This window comes from Paenibacillus sp. FSL R7-277, assembly GCF_000517965.1.
Lineage (GTDB): Bacteria > Bacillota > Bacilli > Paenibacillales > Paenibacillaceae > Paenibacillus_AQ > Paenibacillus_AQ silagei.
In genome coordinates, this window is the sequence record NZ_ASPX01000036.1 from 13,141 (window position 1) to 33,295 (window position 20,155).

15 protein-coding genes are annotated in these 20,155 nt (G+C 55.5%); 2 read left to right on the plus strand and 13 right to left on the minus strand.

Going from position 1 to position 20,155, the window contains the following annotated elements; all coding sequences use genetic code 11:
* Positions 1–91: 91 nt before the first annotated feature.
* Positions 92–547 (plus strand): CBS domain-containing protein, encoded by a 456-nt coding sequence (locus C173_RS13655; protein ID WP_036696539.1) that lies wholly within the window; start codon positions 92–94, stop codon positions 545–547.
* A 203-nt stretch (positions 548–750) separates the two neighbouring features.
* Positions 751–1,953 (plus strand): ROK family protein, encoded by a 1,203-nt coding sequence (locus C173_RS13660; RefSeq protein ID WP_036725643.1) that lies wholly within the window; start codon positions 751–753, stop codon positions 1,951–1,953.
* A 644-nt stretch (positions 1,954–2,597) separates the two neighbouring features.
* Here the strand turns inward: C173_RS13660 and C173_RS13665 are convergent.
* The 13 genes from C173_RS13665 to C173_RS13725 all read right to left on the minus strand — a co-directional run bounded on the left by C173_RS13665 (position 2,598) and on the right by C173_RS13725 (position 19,948).
* Positions 2,598–3,605, minus strand: a complete 1,008-nt coding sequence (locus C173_RS13665) for a glycoside hydrolase family 130 protein (protein WP_036725645.1) — start codon at positions 3,603–3,605, stop codon at positions 2,598–2,600.
* Positions 3,606–3,675: 70 nt separating this feature from the next.
* The gene (locus C173_RS13670) at positions 3,676–4,512 is read right to left on the minus strand and encodes a carbohydrate ABC transporter permease (RefSeq protein WP_036725647.1); all 837 of its coding nucleotides are present in this window, start codon (positions 4,510–4,512) and stop codon (positions 3,676–3,678) included.
* Positions 4,513–4,526: 14 nt separating this feature from the next.
* Positions 4,527–5,429, minus strand: a complete 903-nt coding sequence (locus C173_RS13675) for a carbohydrate ABC transporter permease (RefSeq protein ID WP_036725649.1) — start codon at positions 5,427–5,429, stop codon at positions 4,527–4,529.
* Between the two features lie 108 nt (positions 5,430–5,537).
* Positions 5,538–6,923 carry an ABC transporter substrate-binding protein gene (locus C173_RS13680; protein ID WP_036725651.1) on the minus strand — a complete coding sequence of 462 codons (1,386 nt, stop codon included), beginning with the start codon at positions 6,921–6,923 and terminating at the stop codon, positions 5,538–5,540.
* Between the two features lie 171 nt (positions 6,924–7,094).
* Positions 7,095–8,726: a response regulator gene (locus C173_RS13685; protein ID WP_036725654.1), complete on the minus strand. Its 1,632-nt coding sequence runs from the start codon at positions 8,724–8,726 to the stop codon at positions 7,095–7,097.
* 3 nt (positions 8,727–8,729) lie between these two features.
* Positions 8,730–10,538, minus strand: a complete 1,809-nt coding sequence (locus tag C173_RS13690; RefSeq protein ID WP_036725655.1) for a cache domain-containing sensor histidine kinase — start codon at positions 10,536–10,538, stop codon at positions 8,730–8,732.
* Positions 10,539–11,035: 497 nt separating this feature from the next.
* Positions 11,036–12,043, minus strand: a complete 1,008-nt coding sequence (locus C173_RS13695; protein ID WP_036725656.1) for a glycoside hydrolase family 130 protein — start codon at positions 12,041–12,043, stop codon at positions 11,036–11,038.
* A 449-nt stretch (positions 12,044–12,492) separates the two neighbouring features.
* Positions 12,493–13,866: an SGNH/GDSL hydrolase family protein gene (locus C173_RS13700; RefSeq protein ID WP_235191886.1), complete on the minus strand. Its 1,374-nt coding sequence runs from the start codon at positions 13,864–13,866 to the stop codon at positions 12,493–12,495.
* The gene (locus tag C173_RS13705) at positions 13,800–15,188 is read right to left on the minus strand and encodes an FAD-dependent oxidoreductase (protein WP_036725658.1); all 1,389 of its coding nucleotides are present in this window, start codon (positions 15,186–15,188) and stop codon (positions 13,800–13,802) included. The genes C173_RS13700 and C173_RS13705 overlap by 67 nt, the downstream gene beginning before the upstream one ends.
* A 91-nt stretch (positions 15,189–15,279) precedes the next feature.
* Positions 15,280–16,179, minus strand: coding sequence for a carbohydrate ABC transporter permease (locus C173_RS13710; protein ID WP_036725659.1), 900 nt, complete (start codon positions 16,177–16,179; stop codon positions 15,280–15,282).
* A 13-nt stretch (positions 16,180–16,192) separates the two neighbouring features.
* Positions 16,193–17,092: a carbohydrate ABC transporter permease gene (locus C173_RS13715; RefSeq protein ID WP_036725661.1), complete on the minus strand. Its 900-nt coding sequence runs from the start codon at positions 17,090–17,092 to the stop codon at positions 16,193–16,195.
* Between the two features lie 68 nt (positions 17,093–17,160).
* Entirely contained in the window at positions 17,161–18,579 is a 1,419-nt protein-coding gene (locus tag C173_RS13720; RefSeq protein WP_036725663.1) for an ABC transporter substrate-binding protein, read from the minus strand.
* Positions 18,580–18,724: 145 nt separating this feature from the next.
* Positions 18,725–19,948 carry a hypothetical protein gene (locus tag C173_RS13725; protein ID WP_036725666.1) on the minus strand — a complete coding sequence of 408 codons (1,224 nt, stop codon included), beginning with the start codon at positions 19,946–19,948 and terminating at the stop codon, positions 18,725–18,727.
* Between the last annotated feature and the right edge of the window lie 207 nt (positions 19,949–20,155).

Here is a 20,155-nt window from a genome sequence, read left to right on the forward strand (position 1 = left end):
TTGACTTTACTCTTTCCACTTGTATAATACAAGTATATACTTTCATGATACAACTTATTTCTGCAAAAGCTAATTTTCAGGGGGAACCGGTATGAAAGCCCATGAATTCATGGTCCGTCAGGTGTACAAGGTTAAGCAGGAAGACACCGTACGGACTTTTATTGAGAAATGTATTGCCCACCGGATCAGCGGTATGCCTGTCGTGAATGACCGGAATGAGATTGTCGCCTACCTCAGCGACGGGGATATTATGCGCTATATCGGCAGGCATGAGGATCTGATTGTGGATTCTTTTTTCCAGATTAATGTGTTCGTCGGGGATAATGATCTGTTCGAGGAACGGGCGCAGAAGCTGCTGGGTCTGAACGTAATGGCTATCGCCAAGAAGAAGGTCATCACTGTACATGCCGAAGAAGATATTGAAGCCATCGCCACCATCCTCGGCAAAAAGCAAATCAAAAAGGTTCCCGTTGAACGGAACCATGTGCTGGTCGGCATCATCAGCCGCGGCGATGTGATCCGCCATTCCTTCAAGGCGCTGCTCTAGGATGAACAATCCTCGCCACTAACGCCTGCTTATCCTCATATGCTGCCTGACCGTCCTGTGTCTCTCCCCGGCAGCGGCTACATATTCGAAATGGCGCTTACACTCTCCTTGTGATAGTTGCGGCACCCTGCTTTTTATGTCATTGTTGAAGCAGATGTAGTCCATTCGTCAGGTATAGTCTTTTCATAAGGAGAGAACCATCTGTGCTGCCTATTCATGAAATCATCGCCAATCCCAAAGCCAGAGAGATCTATTTCACGGTCAGAAAACACGGTACCGTCTCCAAGCAGACCCTGCTGGACGAAAGCGGACTGACCATAAGCACGTTAACACGCATCCTGGATGAACTGTTGTCCCAGGAGCTTCTGGTTGAGGTCGGCTTCGGCGAATCCACCGGAGGACGCCGCCCTACCCTCTATGAGACGAATCCATCTTACGCTTATCTGCTGGGGCTGGAGATCTCCCGTACCCATGCCAAGCTTGTGCTGACAGACTTTCATCTGCGCTTGCTGGGCGAGCATACCTGGAGCATGGATGCAGGGCTTACCCCCGAGCTTCTAATGGAGTCGCTCCACAGACAAGGCTTACAGATGCTTGACGCAGCCTCTGTCCAGCTTAGCCGGGTCGCCGGTCTGGGCATCGGCGCGGTTGGTCCGCTGGACCGCACAGCCGGAGTTATCCTGAATCCGGCCCGTTTTCCTGCAGAGGGCTGGTCACAAGTACATATCAAGGAACAGCTGGAGCAGCGCCTGGGGGTGCCTGTCTATCTGGATAATGGAGCCAATACGGCACTGCTCGGCGAATACTGGGCCGGCAGCAACCGGATGCAGCAGCACCTTCTCTATCTCCATGCCGGAATCGGCCTGCGCTCCGCTATTATGAACGATGGGCGGCTGCTCTACGGCATAATCGATACCGAGGGAGCGGTCGGGCAGATGATCATTGACCGCGCGGGAGTACCGCCGCAGCTTCCCGGCGGCAACGCCGGGGCCTGGGAGAGCTATGTGTCGGTCCGGACGCTGGAGGGACAGGCCCGCGAGGCCTGGCGGCTGGACAGCAGCACAAGCCTCCGTGCTCTGGCAGAGCATGCGGAGGCTTTGGAATTCGTCCATCTGCTGGAAGCGCTCCGGGAGCGCGATCCTGTGATGGTCCGGTTATTTGAAGAGATGGCCGTACCCTGCGGCATCGGACTGGCGAACCTGATTAACATCCTCCACCCGGAGGAAGTCATCCTCGGCGGCCCGCTGTTCCTGGCCGCAGATTTCTACGAGACTGCCACCCGGATCGCGCTGGAGCGGACCTATTACCGCGGACAATATAACGTCCGCTTCACCCGGAGCAGCCTGGGCGAGCGTGCTGTCGCAACAGGCGCATGTGCTCTGGTGCTGCACCAGTTGACGAGCTGAGAGGGCGTACCGCATTCCCGCCCTGCGCCTGCTTTAGGCCGGGATAAGGTGCACTTCTGCACCTTACTCTGCCCAACGCCAACTTGAACTCAAGTGCACTTTTACACCTCATTCTCACCCATCGCCAACTTTCGGCCAATTCAGGTGCACTTTTACATCTTATTCCCGCCCCAACGCCCGCTTTCAGTTAGCGGGTTTGGCTGGGTTCCGGCAAGGTTGCACCTTTTGCAGGATTTCTCTACATTGGTTACTGGCTGTGGAGCTATTGTTGCAGATTTTGCAGGAATTTCGGCGAACCGGTGCTAATTGGATCTGTGTTGTTGCAATTTGTGCAGGATTCCTGCGCTGGCTGCTCCTATGGGGCTGCATTGTTGCACTTTATGCACAATCTGCCTACGGTCGCTGCAATTGAGCTAGAAATGTTGCATTTTAAGCACACTCCCCGCTCAAGTCGCTCCCATTGAGCTGCAATGTTGCACTTTTTGCACATTCTGCCCACGGTTGCTACTATCGTACTAGAATTGTTGCACTTTATGCACACTCTCCGCTCAAGTCGCTCCTATTAAGCTACCATTGTTGCACTTTATGCACCATCCCACCACTACCGCTCCTCATTCCCTCCTTCAGCCAGCTTCCAGCTCCATCTATTCCCCCGGCTCCAGACAGAGCCGGAGCAGATCATCTACATGCGCAGTCGCCAGGCATTCTACCGTATCCGCAGAGCCGTAATAGATCTTGACCTCACCGTCATCCTCCAGAATCATTCCTCCGGGGAAAATCACATGATTACGGAAGCCCCCGCCAATCTCATAATCCGTCTCCGGTGCCAGCAGCGGCTGCTTGCTCATGCCAATTACCTTGCGGGGGTCCTCCAGATCCAGCAGCATAATTCCGGCGGTGTAGCGCTTCTTCCAGGTGTCTTCCCAGCCGTGCTTGCCCCGGGCCGGGTCTACATCCACCGCATGGAAGGTGGTCAGCCAGCCCTTGTCCGTCCGGACGGGAGGCGCGGCCGGACCGACCTTGTCATTGGCAAACGGCACCTGCTCGACGGCGAGCAGCAGGCTGGAGTTGCCCCAATGCACAAGGTCCGGCGACTCGGAGATCCAGGCGTCGAAACGATCCCGGCCGCCGCGGCTGTACACCGTGAAGGGACGCTCCAGCCGGACGTATTTGCCGCCAATCAGCTCGGGAAACAGCACCATATTGCGCAGGTCCGGTGTGGACAGGCTGAGTACCTCGAAGTGTTCCAGATCATCGGTGACGGCAATTCCGCCGCGGATGCCATGGCGTGTGTCCACGGCAAAGCACATATAACAGCGGCCGCCGAGCACGGTCAGGCGCGGGTCGTAGGCACGGATAATTTCCTCATCGTGCATTTTGAACACCGGCTTCGGGCCGGCGGTCCAGCTCAGCCCGTCGTCGCTGTAGGCAATGCCGAGATCCGTGGTGTGGTGCGGCTCAAGCGTCTGATCGGCCAGTGAGCCGTAATCATTGCGGAAGATCATCACATATTTGCCGTTGAATTTCGTTACACCGGCATTGAATACCAGTGCGGTGGGGTAAGGAACCTTCGCTGCATCCAGCACCGGATTCCCCGGATACCGCCGGATGAACGGGGCGGATTGCAGAATCGCCGGAATGTGTAGTGTCATGGGGTGTACCTCCTTAAATGTTGAATGTTGATTGTTTCATGTTGTCTATAGTCTGTGCAGAGCCGTACAGCTACCCCTTCAGGGAACCGGCGGTCATCTGCATGAAGGATTTGTTGGCGAACAGATAGGCGACGAGAATCGGCAGAATGGACAAGCAGGCGCCCGCCATCATGTAGTGGGTCTGGGAAGCGGCCGAAATCCCGTATTTCAGGTTCGCCAGCCCGACGGTCAGCGTCTGCAGCTCCGGCTTCGTCATCGTGAAGACGAGCGGCAGCAGATATTCATTCCACGCGCCGCGGAAGGTGAATAAGGCACCTACGCCAAGTCCGGGTCCGAGCAGCGGCAGAATGATCCGCCAGAAGGTCCGGCCCGGGGAGCAGCCGTCGATCAGCGCCGCCTCGTCCAGCTCGCGGGGAATCCCCTTCATGAAGCTGAACAGAATGAAGAAGATCGAAGCATGGGCGGAGATCAGAATCAATATCACGCCCCACAGGCTGTTGTGCAGATGAAGCTTAACCATCAGATCGAACTGCGGACGCAGCACAACCGCCCCTACAGCCACGAACATGGTGAAGGACTGCAGTCCGATATACAATTTTTTGCCGGCAAAATCCATCCGGTCCACTACATAAGCCGCCATGGATGATACCAGAAGCGTGCCGACCACTGCCGCCAGAGAAACCATCAGGCTGTTCAGCGTATATCTGGAGAAATTCGCCTGCGACCAGGCTTCGGCATAGTTCGAGAAGTGCCAGCTCTCCGGCAGGAAAGTCGCTCCCGCAGTAAGCTCAGCATTGGTCTTGAAGGAGCCCAGGATGGTGATCACGACCGGAATCAGGGTGACAAATGCAACGGTCAGCAAAAAAATCCACAGGATGATTTTGCCCAGTATGGTTCTTAGTCTCATAATAGCCTCTCTCCTCAATCGGTCTGATTCATGCGTCTGGATGCGTAGAAATAAATGAGTGATATCATCCCTACAATGACCGCAGACACAAAGGCGACCGCACTGCCGTATCCGAACTCCTGGACCTGAACCGCCGCGCTGCCCCCGCCGACAGGGAAAAATAATTTGTACAAATACAGGAACATGACCTCCGTCTTGCCTACAGGTCCGCCTTCAGTCAGTACCATGATGCTCTCGTAGCCCTTCAGGGCTGTGATGATCGCCAGCATAATAACCATCTGCATGACAGGCCCGAGCATCGGCAGGGTGACATAGCGGAACTGCTGGATTTTGCCTGCCCCGTCCAGAGAAGAAGCCTCGTACACATCCTCGGGAATATTCTGCAGACCGGCGAGGAAGAGCAGCATGTAATTGCCGACCGCCCCCCAGGCCGCAACCAGGATGACAGTGAGCATGGCATATTTCGGCCCCAGCCAGTCCACACCCGAATCGGAGAGGCCCGAGCGGATCAGGAACTGGTTGAGAATTCCGTTATATGAGTTGAAAATCGTGAAGAAGACTACGGCCATTACCGCGGTACTGATGACGGTAGGCATGAAGAAAATCCCCCGCAGCAGCTGTCTGCCCCGCAGCCCCCGGTTCAATATGGCGGCCAGCAGCAGGGCCAGCGGAATGGTGATCAGCAGCTTGCCGCCTGCATAAACAAATGTATTCACCACCGAATCCCAGAACTGGGTATCCTTCAGAATGCGGCTGAAATTGGCCAGACCGGTAAACCGCGCCGTTCCAAACCCTTTGTAATCATAGAACATATAGCGGAACGCCCAGGCAATCGGGTAAATCCCGAGGACCAACGTAAGCAAGGCACTTGGAAAGATAAAGCTGTATGAAAATAAGGCATGTTTCGTTTTGTTCATCTGGTTTCTTCCGGCTCCTTTCCTTTACGGCCAGAGCAGAGGGATGAGGAAGCTGCTCCCTCATCCCCCGCTATCCCGGCCTATATATCTCTATCCCTAACCTTTTGTCTATTTGGCGAACTTGCCGCCCAGAGCGGCGGGATCAAAGCCGGCATCCGGCTCGGCCTTCACGCCGTCATTCGCAATCACACTGTCCAGTGCAGCATTATAGCGTTTGTTCAGATCAGCGATAATCGCCTTCAGGTCGCCGCCGTTCAGCATATATTTGAAGAAGGCGTCATCCGATTTCATGCCTTCCGGTGCTACAGACGGATAGACCGGCCACACTCCATCGTACTTGTTCGGCAGGAAGCCTTCGATGCCGTTCACATCCGGTGTCTTGGCTGCTGCGCTGATGGACGGAACCATGGAGATGCCGAAGCCTTTTTCCTGATAATCCGTCAGCACCTGATCGCCGTACATGAACTCCATGAACTTCCAGGCTGCTTCTTTATGCTCTGATTTCGAGCTGAGCGCCAGCCATTGGCCCCCGAGGAAGCCGGAAGCCCCCTTCACATTGCCGTCGATGGTCGGAACTGGAGCAGCCGCCCAGTCAATCTTGGCCGGGAACTGATTCTTGTAGACGCCCGGTTCCGAGGAGTAGGACATGTACATTCCGATCTTGCCTTCCGCAAACTGTGCCCGCAGCGGATCAATATCCAGCGATTCTACACCCGGCAGCATGCTGCCGTCGTCCTTGATCTGCTTAAAAGCATTGATGATCGGCTCGAAGCCGCTGAAGTCATAGCGGGCCGTCTTGAAATCATACCCGAAGCCGCCATAGCCGCTCATCTCCGCAACCACCCGCGCCGAACGTGCGAACGCACTGCCGGGGTTCTTGAAGTTAAGGGCGAAGCCGTAAGCGCCGTCCGCTTTGCCGGCTTCGGTCAGTTTCTTGGCTGTATCCACCAGCTCCTGTAAGGTAGTCGGCGGATGCTCAATGCCCGCTTTGGCGAACAGATCCTTGTTGTACACCAGACGCATGGTCGTTCCGTAGTTCGGCAGACTGTAACGCTTGCCGTCAAATTCATTCAGATCCGGCATGGCCGGGAATTTCGTCTTCATCTCATCGCTCAGGAACTCGTCAATCGGAGCGAGAAAGCCTTTTTTGTAGAAGGTCTGGATGGTATTCTCCTTCGCCCGGATCACATCCGGCGCATCCGAGGTCTGGAAGGACAGATCGAGTGCGGTATCGAAGTCATCGCCCTTGACGACCAGCTCCACTTCAATCCCGTCAGGATTGGATGCGTTGAACTCGGCTACCTTCTCCTTTATAAAATCCGCATCGTGGCGGTCGCCTGTCCAATAGCTGATTTTAGTTTTTTCCCCCGAACCGGCCTTCGCCCCTTCTCCCTTGCCTTCAGCTGCATTGCCGCCGCTGTTACCATTGCCGCAGGCTGCCAAGCCGAGTGCCAGGACCAGGCTCAGAGATGTCATTAGCGTACGCTTCATCATTGGTAGTGCCCCCTTATATACCCTGCTGTATTCGCTTACAACTTGATTATAGTTCTATAGGCGGATTCAGATAAGGCGGGTAAGCCCACATTAAGGGCAGATTTCTGTAGGAGTTGTATACAAACAGGGGAGGCAATCTCCGCCCTGCGGAAATTCCTCCCCTGCTGATTGCTATTCTTTTCCAATATAATGCAATTTGAACTCCGACGGAGTCATGCTCGTATATTTCTTGAATACCTCACTGAAATAGCGCCTGTGCTCATACCCGAGATCCTGGGCGATCTCCTGAACCTGCCGGCCGCTGATCAGCATCGCCTTCGCCTTCTCCATCTTCTCATGCATCACATACTGCTGGAACGAAATTCCCTGCACCTTCTTGAACAGATTGGAGAAATACCCCTGGCTAAGGTTAATCTGCTTCGCCATCTGCTCCAGTGACAGCCCCGTGTCCAGATGACTATGGATGTATTCGACGGCTTGGCGGATAATCCGTGTGGACTCCAGAGAACGGGCCTCCGTAACCAGCGCACAGGCCTCCCGGCACAGCCAGGACAGCAGGTCCCGGATATCTTGAAGGGAAGGATGCATCTGGTTCTTCAGGGCGGAAATTCGGAGCTCCAGCGGCTCCACCTGCCCGTAAGGGAACTGCTCCAGCAGGACCCGGCAGATCCTGGAGCTCAGCTCATAGCCGACACTTTCCACATAACGCGGCTCAGGCCAAAGCCCGCTGTCCAGCAGCTCCGCGAACAACTGCTCCAGCACCTGCAGGCTTTTGGCGGAATTGCCGGAACGCAAGGCGAACAGCAGCTCCTGCTCGGCGGCGGCAGAATAGCTGTGGAGCGAGAGAGGTTTATTCTCGATATTGCTATAATGAAATACCCCGTTGCCCCCGGTATAGAAATGATACCCCAGGGCGCTCAGCGCCTGCCTGTACGCCGTACCCAGCCCCTGAATCGCCGCCGTGCCCAGCCCCACGCCAATAGAAATGGTATGACGCGAGAAGCGGCTTACATTCGTGCAGCAGGCTTCCGTAATCAACGCGGCGGTCTCCGGGTCCGAGCCGTTCATGATGCAGACGTACCGGTCTGTCGCCTCCCGGATAATAATGCCGCGGGTCCAGGCGGAAATCGTCTCTTCGAGAATATTGTGCAGGCTGAACCTCAGCAGCTCGACCTCCTGCACAGGCTGGCCGCCCAGCTTCTCCGCGAAATGATCGATCTCGGCGACAAACACGAAGAAATCATGCTGGTCCAGCGGGATATCAAGATAGGCCCAGCGGGAACGGGCATCTGTCTCTGTCGTCTGGTGGTGCAGCAGGAAGGTGAGATATTCCTGGCGGAGAATAGGCAGACTTTCCCTGATTCTCGCCTCCATCACAGCAAGTCTGGCCGTCTCCTGACGCTCCTCCCGGCACAGCTCCCTGGCCTTCAGCACTGCATTCACAATCTCCTCCAGGGAAAAGGGCTTCTTCACGAAATCAAGCGCCCCCAGCCGGATCGCTTCCTGGGCATAAGAGAACTCCGAGTAGGCGCTGAGAATAATAATCTTGCAGTCCGGCAGCACCTCCAGAATCGCCCGGGTCATCTGCAGGCCGTCCATTCTTGGCATGCGTATATCCGTCAGCACAATGTCCGGCCGGGTCTCGCGGATGATCTGCAGCCCCGCTTCGCCGTCAAGCGCCGTACCGGCGACCTCAATACCGTACTCCTGCCACGGCGGCTTGCGCGAGACCATCTCCACCACACTTTTGATATCGTCGATTACACATAATTTGAACCTTTCCGGCTCCAGCTTCCGTTCCATCCTTCAACTCTCCTCCCTAGGCGGAATCCACATATCCGTCCGTGATCCCTTACCTGGCTCGCCGCCCACATCCATACGGGCTTCATCCCCGTAATACAGCGCCAGCCGGTGCCTGATATTGAACAGGGCATAACCTTTCCTCGACTGCGGAGCCGTGGCCATCCCCTGCTTGACCTGTGCAGCATCAAGTCCCCGTCCGTTGTCGGTAATGCAAATATGCAGCATCCCCTGCTCCCGGCTGACCGTGATGTCTATCCTGCCTCCTATGGTCCGGTCGCTGAAGCCATGCTGAATGCTGTTCTCCACCACCGGCTGCAGGATAATCTTCGGCAGCAGGCAGGACAGCAGGGCCTCGTCCTCTACCGTCACCGTGTATTCGAACAGACCTTCATAGCATTTCTGCTGAATGGCGAAATACTGCCGCATATGGGACAGCTCATCCGCAAGGGTAATCAGATCCTTGCCGCCGCTGAGTCCGATCTGGAACATCTGCGACAACGACAGGATCATCTCATTTACATCGTCATTCTCGCCCATGACCGATTTGCAATAGATGGTATTGAGCGTATTGTACAGAAAGTGCGGCTCCATCTGCGCCGTAAGGGCACGGATCTCTGCATGCCGTTTGCCCTCCTCCTTGGTCTTCACATCCGCGATCAGCGTCTTAATCTCCGACATCATCCGGTTGAACTGAAAGCCGACCTGGGCAACCTCATCCTCATAACGGCTCTCATACACCACACTGAGCTGGTTCTCTTCGACTCTGCGCATCAGCCGCCGCAGCTTGAACAGGGGCTTCAGCAGTACAGATGTTAGCTTATTCGAAATGAGCCAGGTCGCCAGCAGGAAAACAACGATGACATAGAGGGTGATCCGCTGCACCCGCTGCAGCTTGCCCAGCAGCTGGTCCCGCGACTGCATGCCGGAGATGATCCAGTCGTGTGATACGGCTGAGCTTGTATAATTCACCAGATATTCCTTGCCGCCATAGCTGTAGTAGTGATCCTGCGGATCGGCCGCTTTCCCGGCTTCTGCAAGCACCGGCTTCCAGGGGAACCTGCCCCGGAACGGCCAGCGGGACTCCACGACAGCTTCTCCTTCCCCGCTCACCAGATAATAATTTCTCCCTGCTTGTTCTCCGCCTGTATTCAGCAGCTCATCGATCCGGTTCTCCCTGATATTGACCACAATAAATACATTGCTGATCGGCGTGTAAGGGTATTCATAAATTCCCCGGACTACGAAGGAGACCACCCTCTGGCTGCCTGTAAACAACCGGTCATAATGTCCTTTGGCCCAGTAGCCGCCCGGCTGCTCCTTGCTCAGATCATATAATTCCGAGCCGTAGAACGAGTTGTCCTGGGCCCGGATCTGCGTAGTGGGATAGAAATCGCCAATCGGGGTTACGATCAGCACACTCTCAATGATCGGCTGATTGAACATTGCCTGAGAGAGGACATATTGCAGATCGGACAGGTGTACATAGTAATTCGACACATCATGGCTGAACACATCGAGCATCATCTTGCGGTACGCATCGCTCAGCATCAGGGACTGTACAGACAGCGCTACATCATTTAGGCGGGAATCCAGCAGTTGGGCCGTTTTGCTTACGGTCTCCCGGCTGCCGGCGTAAGCATTATCCTCGATCTCCTGCGCGGCAATCCAATATGAGAAGGTGCCCATTGCACCGATGGACAGCGTGATCAGTACGATGAACGAGAACAAAATCCTCTGTTTGATGGATATCCGGTAATACCTGCCGGCGATCTGCCGCCCGAGCTTGCGGCCATAGGCTGTGAATGTATTCATAGCTTTTCCTTCTGAAGCATGTACCTTGTACCTCCCTTTGGTTATCGGTTCTTGTCACTTGTACGATACGGCTGCTCCGGCCCGGCGTCAAGACAGGGCATGATAATTCGGCAGATTCCGCTGCCTATTTGAACAAAATCATCCTGCGGGTAAGGGATGCTGACGACTTCTCTCACCTACTGCTTGGATGGGGGGCAGCATTGTTGCACTTTTTGCAGGATTCATCTATAAATGTTACGGGGTCGAAGTACAATGTTGCATTGTTTGCACAAATTTCGATAGTTAGAGCAAGTTATCGCTGGATTTGTTGCAGTTTGTGCAGGATTCCGGCAGAGGCCGCTTCTATGGGGCAGTATTGTTGCACTTCTTGCAGCATTCTTCTATACATTTTTTGCGTACATACCTATCCACAGGCGGCGTAAATCATAATTTCTCAACAAAAAAAGGCTGGAGCCCCCCGCATAACGGAAGGCCCCCTGCCTATATAACCGGTCTAATTATCTCTTCGGCTCCAGGCAAAGCCTGAGCAGATCGTCTACATGGGCCGTGGCCAGGCATTCCACCGTATCGGCTGCACCGTAATAGATTTTGACCTCGCCCGAGTCCTCCAGGATCATCCCGCCGGGGAAAATGACATCGTTGCGGAAGCCGCCTGAAGTTTCATACGCTGTCTCCGGCACCAGCAGCGGGGCTTCCGCCCGGCCGATAATCTTGCTCGGATCTTCCAGATCCAGCAGCATAATTCCGGCGGTGTAGCGCTTCTTCCAGGTTTCCTCCCAGCCGTTCTTGCCCCGGGCAGGATCGAGATCCACTGCATGGAAGGTGGTCAGCCAGCCCTTGTCCGTCTTCACCGGAGGCGCACCTGGACCTACCTTATCGTTGGCATAAGCCACTTGCTCCACGGCCAGCAGCAGCTTATGGTTCCCCCAGTACTTCAGATCGGGGGAATCGCTCATCCACATATCGAAGCGGTCGCGGCCGCCCCGGCTGTAGACCGGAAGCGGGCGCTCCAGCCTTACATACTTGCCTCCGATGGTTTCCGGGAAGAGCACCATGTTGCGGTTATCCGGCAGCGACAGGCTAAGCACCTCAAACGAACTGAAATCGTCAGTGACAGCGATCCCGCCGCGCAGCCCGTGACGAGTATCGACCGCAAAGCACATATAACAGCGGTCACCGATCACGCTCAGGCGCGGATCATACACTCTGACCACCTCTTCATCATGCCAGGACCAGCAAGGCTCCGGCTGTACCTCCCAATGGACGCCGTCATCGCTGAAGGCAAGCCCCAGATTGGTGGTATGATGGGGAGCCACGATTCCCTTGCTCTCATCCCCGTAATCATTGCGGAACACCATGACATATCTGCCCTTGAATTTCGTCACCCCGGCGTTGAATACCATCGCCGGTCCATAGGGTACATCAGAAGGCTTCAGAATCGGGTTAAGCGGATGCCGGACCATCACCGGACTTGAAGTCAGCGTTCCTGTTGTCAGATCGTTCATTGTGCAGATTCCCCTCTGTAAGTTAATAGATGAAAGCGTAATCAGTGTCTTTGCATCACCTATTATGCATCATCTTGCATAGTTAATCTATAAAATGTTCACATGAAATCTTCCATTTTCAGCTAGTAGAGCATAGAGCACAAGGACTGAATTTAGTTAATAATTATGGTAACGTTAAAGTTGCATTTGAACCGAGTATTCGGCGATAGTTGTATTCTGTACATCTAAAAACCGTGAAAAGAAAGGTTCGCCTCTTCTAGCTGTACTTTGTACAACTAAATCTGCCGGAATGGGCGATAACCCAGGTAGGGATGCCAGTTTAAATGTATGAAATACAACTAAATGCATACTCAGCGGTACATCAGAAGATTTAGTTGTACAAAATACACTCAAGCCTATTGCTGGTACTTAATCGGGTCATAGCAACCCTCAGAGTGAGATTGGATGCTCTACTGGTGCAGCATTTCGCCCCGGAGTGCAGCCGCCAGCCTGCTGCTGAAGCGGCTGCCCAGCAGCTCATAGCCTTCGGGACCGGGGTGCAGACCATCGGTCAGCAGCTCTCCGTCCGCCGGACCGAACCACTCCAGACCATCCATGTAATGCAGCTGGCGGTCTCCCCGCGCCTGAAGCAGCTTCACTGTATCCGCGATCTCCCGTCGCATCAGCGGCAGGGTAAAGCCGAGCGGATTCTCCTCTGTCTCACGCTCCGTTCCGTAAATAGGCGAGATGACCACCATAGGTGTCTCTGTATGCTTCTCCCGGATCGTCTCCAGCAGGCCGATCAGCAGCGGCTTGAACATCCGCGGGCTGGAGGACGCTGCGCCGTAGATGTTCACGCCGACGCACAAGGTAATCAGGTCAGCCGGCAGATCCCGGATCAGCCGGCCCGCCATCGGCTCCATCAGGCAGTTTCCGGAGAAGCCAAGATTGGTCAAGTGATAGCCGATCTCCCCGGCGGCGATCACCGGCCAGGTGCGCGACGGGCTAGAAGCCGCTACGCACTGGGTAATCGAGCTTCCATACGTCACCCAGCGGGGCCGCAGGTCCTCCAGCGGTTCGGCAACGGCATCATCATCAATGGCAAGACCGCTTATCGTCATACCGGTGTTCTGCGGCAGATAGATTTCCAGCTCCTTCATACCTGAAGGAAGCCCAGTAAAGCGGGCCTCCGCAGACCCCGCAGCAAGCCGGAGCGTCTGCACCAGCCGGCCGTCAGCCACACAATCCAGTGAAGCGTCCTCCGCCAGCGGTTCAAACCAGAGTACGAAGGTCCTGGAGCCGGTGGACAGCCGCAGCCGGATACCGGAGCAGATCTCCGCCTTGCCGCCGATCCCGTCCGGCGGATATAGATCATAGTCCCGGTACGGAATCCGCCAGGGCTTGATCCCCTCCTGCCGGTGCTCCAGTGAGACCGCCCCGTGAAACCACTCCTCCAGCAAAGGGAGGGTCCTCACGTTCTCCACGCTCTCCACGTTCCTCACGTTCCTCACGTTCTTCCCGCTCTCCACACTCTTCACGTTCTTCACGTTCCCCACACTCTTCCCGCTCTTCCCGCTCTCTGCGCGCTCCTCTCTCTTCACCTTCTCCACGTTCTTTCCGTTCCCCACGCTCTCCACACTGTCCACGCGTTCCAGACTCTTCCCGCTCTTCACACTCTCCGTTCGCTCCACGCTCTCCATACTTCCCACGTTCTTCACACTCTCCACGCTCTTCAAGCTATTCACATTCTTCACGTTCTCCACATTCTCCGCGCCGCTCACTGCGCCTGCCCCGCTTCCGCATCCTGCTCCGCCGCCCCCGGGACGAAATTCTCCCCGAGCCACACATCCTGCTCCAGCAGACGCTGCTGAAGCTCAGGAATCGAGATACTGCGGGAGTCCGTGCCGTCCCGGAGTGCAAGCGTTGCCGCTGTGCCGCAGGCCTGGCCCATCGAGAAGCAGTTCGGCATGACGCGCAGGGAGCCTTGCACCGCCCGGTCCGAGGACACCGAACGTCCCGCCACCCACAGATTGCGGATGCCCACCGGCAGCATCACCCGGTAAGGCACCCCGTGGGAGACTCCCGGCGGCAGATGATTGAAGGTCATATCACTTTTGCTTGTCGCCAGATGAATGTCAATATAGTAGGCATTGCGCGCTATATCGTCAGGAAAAGAACGCGCGGCCACGAAGTCGTCCACAGTCAGCGTATAATCGCCCTGGATGCGCCGCGTCTCCCGGATGCCAAGCTGCTCTCCGCTTGCCACCAGATGCGCCTGTTCGAAGCCAGGCACATACTTGCGGAAGAATTCAAGCTGCCGCAGCACCGTCCGGCGGCCTTCAATGGCTCCGTGTGTCAGGTCCTCAGCCTTCGTTCCGTCCACCCCGAACACATGGCCGAAGTTAACGCCGACCAGCTGATCGCTCACCCAGGCCAGGCCGGAGATCGATTTGCGGCCTTCCGGCAGCGCTCCCTCCAGGATGGCTTGCTCCACCGTCCGGTGCAATTGACCTGTATCTCCCGTCTCCGCCAGGAAGCGGTTGAAGCTTGGACGGTCCACATTCGCCAGCAGATAACACATGCTGCCCGGCTGAAGCTCCCCGTCTCCGCCCCCCTTCTGGAACGGCACGCCCGACAGGGCAGCAACGTCGCCGTCGCCGGTGCAGTCGATGATATAACGGCAGCGGATGAAGGATCTCCCGGATTTATTGACAATGATTACACCCTCTATCGTCTGTCCGTCCGGAGAACGCACCACATCGTAGACAAAGGTGTGGAACAGCGGCGTCACACCGCTCTCCAGTACCGCATTGTCATAGACGCGCTTCAACACTTCAGGATCAATCGGCACCCAGTCCAGCTGCTCGCGGTATTCCTCCTGATACCCCGGATCACAGGCCTGCTTCATCCGCTCCATCAGCTTCAGCCCGAGGCCGCGGATAATCGGCTTGACCTTATCCGTATAGGGGCAGAAGGCAGGTACCAGCGCCACGGTCCCCATTCCGCCCAGATACCCGCGCTGCTCCACAATCATGGTGCTGGCCCCGCCTTCGGCCGCCGAGATGGCAGCGGCAATCCCTGCCGCCCCGCCGCCGATGACCAACACATCCACCTCGCGGGAGACCGGCACCTCTGCCTGCGGTACTGTAATATGTCCGTAATTCATCGTTATCCTCCTAAAAGTTTTGATAGCGTAGCTTCACCTGAATCCACCTCGCAAAACTCGCTTCGGAAGCATAGGCTTATCTTAAAGTTTATTACCCCTTCACCGAACCCGCCGTCACCTGGATGAAGGTCTTATTCGCCAGAATATACGCCAGGAGCATTGGCAGGATGGACAGACAGGCCCCGGCCATCATCAGGTGAATCTGCATCGCGGCGGAGGAGCCGTAGCGGAGATTCGCTAGTCCGACCGTTAGCGTCTGCAGCTTGGGATTGGTCATCGTGAACACCAGAGGCAGAATGTATTCGTTCCAGGCATGGCGGAAGGCGAACAATCCGGCCACCCCAAGCCCAGGGGTCAAGAGCGGCAGAATGATGCGGAAAAAGGTGCGGATGAAGCCCGAGCCGTCCACCATCGCCGCCTCATCAAGTTCCCGGGGAATCGCTTTGAAGAAGCCCTGCAGCATGAAGAAGGTGCTGGAATGGGCGCTGACCAAAATCAGAATGACCCCCCACAGCGTGGTATTCAGATGCAGCGCAACCATCAGATCGAACTGCGGGCGCAGGACGATGGCCCCGACTGAAATGAACATCATGGACGCCTGCACCGTGACATAGATCCTTTTTCCCGGAAAATCACGCCGGTCCACCACATAAGCAGCCATGGATGCAACCAGCAGCGTCCCTATCGTCACCATCACACTCATAAAAGCACTGTTCCAGGTATAGCGGGCGAAATTGGCCTGCTTCCAGGCTTCAGCATAGTTGCTGAATTGCAGCTTGGCGGGAAAAAGAGTTCCGCCCGTCATCATCTCAGCCCCGGTCTTCAAGGAACCGGTCAGTGTCATCAGCAGCGGAAACAGTGTCAGGACCGCCGTTGCCAGCAGGAAAAGCCACATCAGTGTCCGGGTTACGATTCTCCCGGCAGTACCAGGCGTCCGGTCCACCGTCTGCGGCCGCCTTCCGGGCTGCTTGGATATCACAGATTCGTTCATTTGGATAAGCCTCCTAATACACCTTGTTCATTTTGCGGCTGAAGAAGAAATACAGGCCGGTTACCGCTCCGACAATCACAGCGGTGGCGAAGCCCACGGCGCTGCCGTAACCAAGCTGCTGCGTTACCGGTGAACCGGTGGATACAGGAAATAGCAGCTTGTAGAGATAGAGATACATGACTTCCGTTTTGCCGATCGGTCCGCCTTCGGTGATGACCATGATGCTCTCATAGCCCTTCAGGGAAGCGATAATCGCCAGCATAATGACCATCTGGGCTACCGGAGCCAGCATCGGAAGCGTGATATTCCAGAAGCGTCTTCCGGCGTTCGCTCCGTCGATGGACGCGCTCTCGTACAGGTCCTGCGGAATGCTCTGCAGCCCGGCGAGGAAGAGCAGCATATAGTTGCCGACCGCGCCCCAGACCGCCACAATAATTACCGTAAGCATGGCGTGCTTCGGACCAAGCCAGTCGACCGGCTGGGAGACGAGATGCAGCTTCATCAGAACTGTGTTAACCATCCCGTTATAGGAATTGAAGATGTTATAAAAAACAACAGAGATGACCGCAGTACTAATGACCGTCGGCAAGAAATAAATGCCCCGGAGCAAGTTGGACCCGCGCAATCTGCCGTTAAGAATAACAGCCAGCAGCAGCGACAGCGGCAGAGTCAGCAGCAGCTTCCCTCCGGCAAAGATAAAGGTATTGCGCACCGATTCCCAGAACAGGGTATCCCGCAGCAGCCGGCTGAAATTGTCCAGCCCGGTAAACAGCGCCTCGCCGTATCCGGCATAATCATAGAACATATAGCGTAGCATCCAGATCAGAGGATAGATGCCGAGCGTGAGTGTCAGAATGACGCTAGGTGCCAGGAACAGGGAGTTCTCCCCAAGTCTTTTCCATTTATAGATCATGATTGGTCTCCTTCGGGGAAAGCAAAGGGGCTGATCCGGGAATCCCGTACAAGCCCCTCTGTAACCCGTTATTCTCCCTGCGGCTTCATTGGATCAAACGCCGGGTCAGGCGTAACGGTAACCTCGCCCTTCTCGACCGCTTTGGACAATGCGTCATTGTATCTTGTATTCAGATCAGCAGCAATGGCCTTGGCATCTCCGCCCGAGAGCATATATTTGAAAAAAGCATCCGCATAGGTAGAGCCTTCCGGCGTGACGTTCGGCACAGCAGGCCAGAGCGAGTCATGCTCGCCGACCAGGAAGCCTTCCATTCCGCCAATCTCCGGATTTTTGGCCTGCTCCACAATGCTCGGCACCACTGCAATCCCGAAGCCCTTCTCATGATACGTCTTCAGAATATCGTCGCCGTACATGTACTGCATGAATTTCCAGGCGGCCTCCTGATGCGCCGATTTCGCGCTAATCCCGAGCCAGGTGCCGGCGGATACGATCTCCGAGGTTCCCTTAATCTGCCCGTCCAGGGTTGGGGCCAGCGTACCTGCCCAGTTGATCTCTGTCGGGAACTGGTCCTGGTATACACCCGGCTCCGTCGAGAAGCTGAGGTACATGCCGATTTTGCCTGCGGCAAATTGGGCGCGCAGCGGGTCAATATCCAGCGTCTCCGCACCCGGCAGGATGCTTCCGTCCTCGTACATTTGCTTGAAATATTCGATAACCTGGGAATAAGGTGCGAAGTCAAACTGGCCAGTCTTCAGGTCAAAGCCAAGGCCCTGATAGCCGCTCAAGGAGAGAATCTCGCGCATTGACCGGTCAAAGGCCGACTTTGGACTTTTGAAGTTCAACGCAAAGCCGTATACGCCCTCCGATTTGCCGGTTTCAGTGATTTTTTTGGCGTCATCGACCATTTCCTGTAGCGATGCTGGAGGATTAGCGATGCCTGCTTTGTCAAAGAGATCCTTGTTGTAGATCAGGCGCAGGGTGAGACCGGTATTGGCCAAAGAATATACCTTGCCGTCAAAACGGTTGACACCATCGATCAGCAGACTGCCGAATTTCGTTTTGATCTCATCGGTCAGGTAACCGTCAATCGGAGCCAGATAGCCTTTTTTGACAAATTCGGGGGTATTGCCGCTCTTCAGACGGAGGATATCCGGTGCCTGGTTGCTGGTGAAGGCAATGTCAACGCTCTGCGCATAATTCTCAGACATGACTGTCAGTTCCACCTGGATATTCTCGCCGTTCGTCTCATTGAACTTGTTGACCAATTCCTTGATATATTCCTGGTCATGACGGTCATCCGTCCAGTACTTAAGCTGTACCGGCTCACCTGTTTCTGCTGCGGCCGAAGCTGTGGGACTCGCTGTTGCCGCTCCGGGTGTCCCCTCTGCCGCACCGCCGCTCTTATTATTGTTCCCGTTCCCGCCGCAGCCGGCGATTCCGGCGGCCAGCATGAGGCTCAGGCTGAGACCCAACCATTTTTTCTGCATACGTTCTACCCCTTTGATTAACATTTGTATTGTGAGCTCGTTCTCTATTATAGGCTACCCCTCCCGCAAAAGGAGTGCGGCAGACTCACTCTTGAGGGACAGAATTCTATTCTTTGCGGCAGGCGGCAGCGGCCGGGCTCTCCCGTTACAGCAGGATGCCGTTCTCATCAAATGTCCGGATGTACTCCAATAACTCCGCAAAATGAACCCAAGCGATACCCGCCTTCTGATCCGCAGCGCCATAAGACATGATTAGATCCTCCCCCATGACAATGCCTCCTGTGGTAAACAGACAAGGCGTAGGGTAATCCTCCGGCATCTCCCAATCCCGCTCGGCATACATCAGACGTTCGGAGCAGCGGTGGATGATGACCGGGAAATCATTCTCCTGCTCCCTGAGGATCATGAAGGACTGCGTATATCCAAACTGCACATTCTTCTTCCCGTGATAAGCTACCAGCCACTCCTGATTGCCCAGGGCGACCGGCGGCCAGCTTGCCCCCACTCGGTTCTCCTCCCAATCTAACAGCGGACTGGCCAGCAGCCGGTGGACTGCCGCAGGTGAAGCGAAATCCGCGAATGATTCCGCCGCTGCCAGATAAATGGAAGGCTTGCCCGCCTGCTCCCCTCCGGCAAAGGGAAGGACATTCATTGGCCGGTGCAGCATCACATATTGCCATTTACCTGCAATCCTCATCTTCTCAGGAAACAGGAACACATCACGGTTATCGCTGATATGCCCCTCGGTAAGCGGACCTACGTACCCGAAAGCGTCTTCATATTCCCCTTCCTTCAGCTTGGCTAAATTCAGCTTGTACAGAACGCTGACCGTATCATTCGCCCGGGCTGATTGAATGAACGGGTCCGAACCCTCTCCGGCAAAAATCCAATCCGGCACGTATTCAAAGCGCGTCTGGACCGGAGGCTGCTGGCTGCTAAGCCAGTAAGGGCCAGGGGGAAACGCCCGGCAGGCCACCGTGACATACAGCTCGTTCCCGACATAGAAGATACGGGGGTCCTCCACACAGCCGTTGGCATAATTCCGCACTCTTTTTCCGTAAATGTCCGTAATGTACAATTCATGCTCTTCATACCCGAGGGCCGGAGCCAGAGCAGGTCTTGAAAAGTCCGCCTCCCAGGTCTCTCCCCCATCCCTGCTCCGCGCATAGCCCAAAAAAATCGGATAGGGATCATGGCAGCCCTCTCTTCTCTTCTGCGGCCACGGGCCCGTTGCCCGAAACAGCATATGAATGTCATTCGAGTCAGGGTCCTGGATGATCGCCGGATTCAGAACCATTTTGTCGGCCCAGTCACAGCCTGGTACAGGTTCAAGCGCCGGTTTGTCCAAATAGCGAAATTGTGGTTTCATAGTTCCTCCTGGTTTACCTCCTGAAGCAGGGGCATATTCCGTTTTTCAGCAAACAACTTATCATAGGCTATCCGCGAATTCAAAAGACTTTTCTCCTGAAACCCGCCTTCCGGGCAAAACAGTAAGATCCGTCAAATGAAACAGGAAGATCCATCATTCACGCGGGTCCGGGCAGCGGCTTATAATCATTTTTGCAGGCAAAATCGT

Coding starts and splice junctions, on each gene's coding strand:
- C173_RS13665 (WP_036725645.1), bottom strand. CDS start 3,605: ATGACACTACACATTCCGGCGATTCTGCAATCCGCCCCGTTCATCCGG.
- C173_RS13690 (WP_036725655.1), bottom strand. CDS start 10,538: ATGAATACATTCACAGCCTATGGCCGCAAGCTCGGGCGGCAGATCGCC.
- C173_RS13705 (WP_036725658.1), bottom strand. CDS start 15,188: ATGAATTACGGACATATTACAGTACCGCAGGCAGAGGTGCCGGTCTCC.
- C173_RS13655 (WP_036696539.1), top strand. CDS start 92: ATGAAAGCCCATGAATTCATGGTCCGTCAGGTGTACAAGGTTAAGCAG.
- C173_RS13680 (WP_036725651.1), bottom strand. CDS start 6,923: ATGATGAAGCGTACGCTAATGACATCTCTGAGCCTGGTCCTGGCACTC.
- C173_RS13720 (WP_036725663.1), bottom strand. CDS start 18,579: ATGCAGAAAAAATGGTTGGGTCTCAGCCTGAGCCTCATGCTGGCCGCC.
- C173_RS13715 (WP_036725661.1), bottom strand. CDS start 17,092: ATGATCTATAAATGGAAAAGACTTGGGGAGAACTCCCTGTTCCTGGCA.
- C173_RS13670 (WP_036725647.1), bottom strand. CDS start 4,512: ATGAGACTAAGAACCATACTGGGCAAAATCATCCTGTGGATTTTTTTG.
- C173_RS13685 (WP_036725654.1), bottom strand. CDS start 8,726: ATGGAACGGAAGCTGGAGCCGGAAAGGTTCAAATTATGTGTAATCGAC.
- C173_RS13725 (WP_036725666.1), bottom strand. CDS start 19,948: ATGAAACCACAATTTCGCTATTTGGACAAACCGGCGCTTGAACCTGTA.
- C173_RS13695 (WP_036725656.1), bottom strand. CDS start 12,043: ATGAACGATCTGACAACAGGAACGCTGACTTCAAGTCCGGTGATGGTC.
- C173_RS13675 (WP_036725649.1), bottom strand. CDS start 5,429: ATGAACAAAACGAAACATGCCTTATTTTCATACAGCTTTATCTTTCCA.
- C173_RS13710 (WP_036725659.1), bottom strand. CDS start 16,179: ATGAACGAATCTGTGATATCCAAGCAGCCCGGAAGGCGGCCGCAGACG.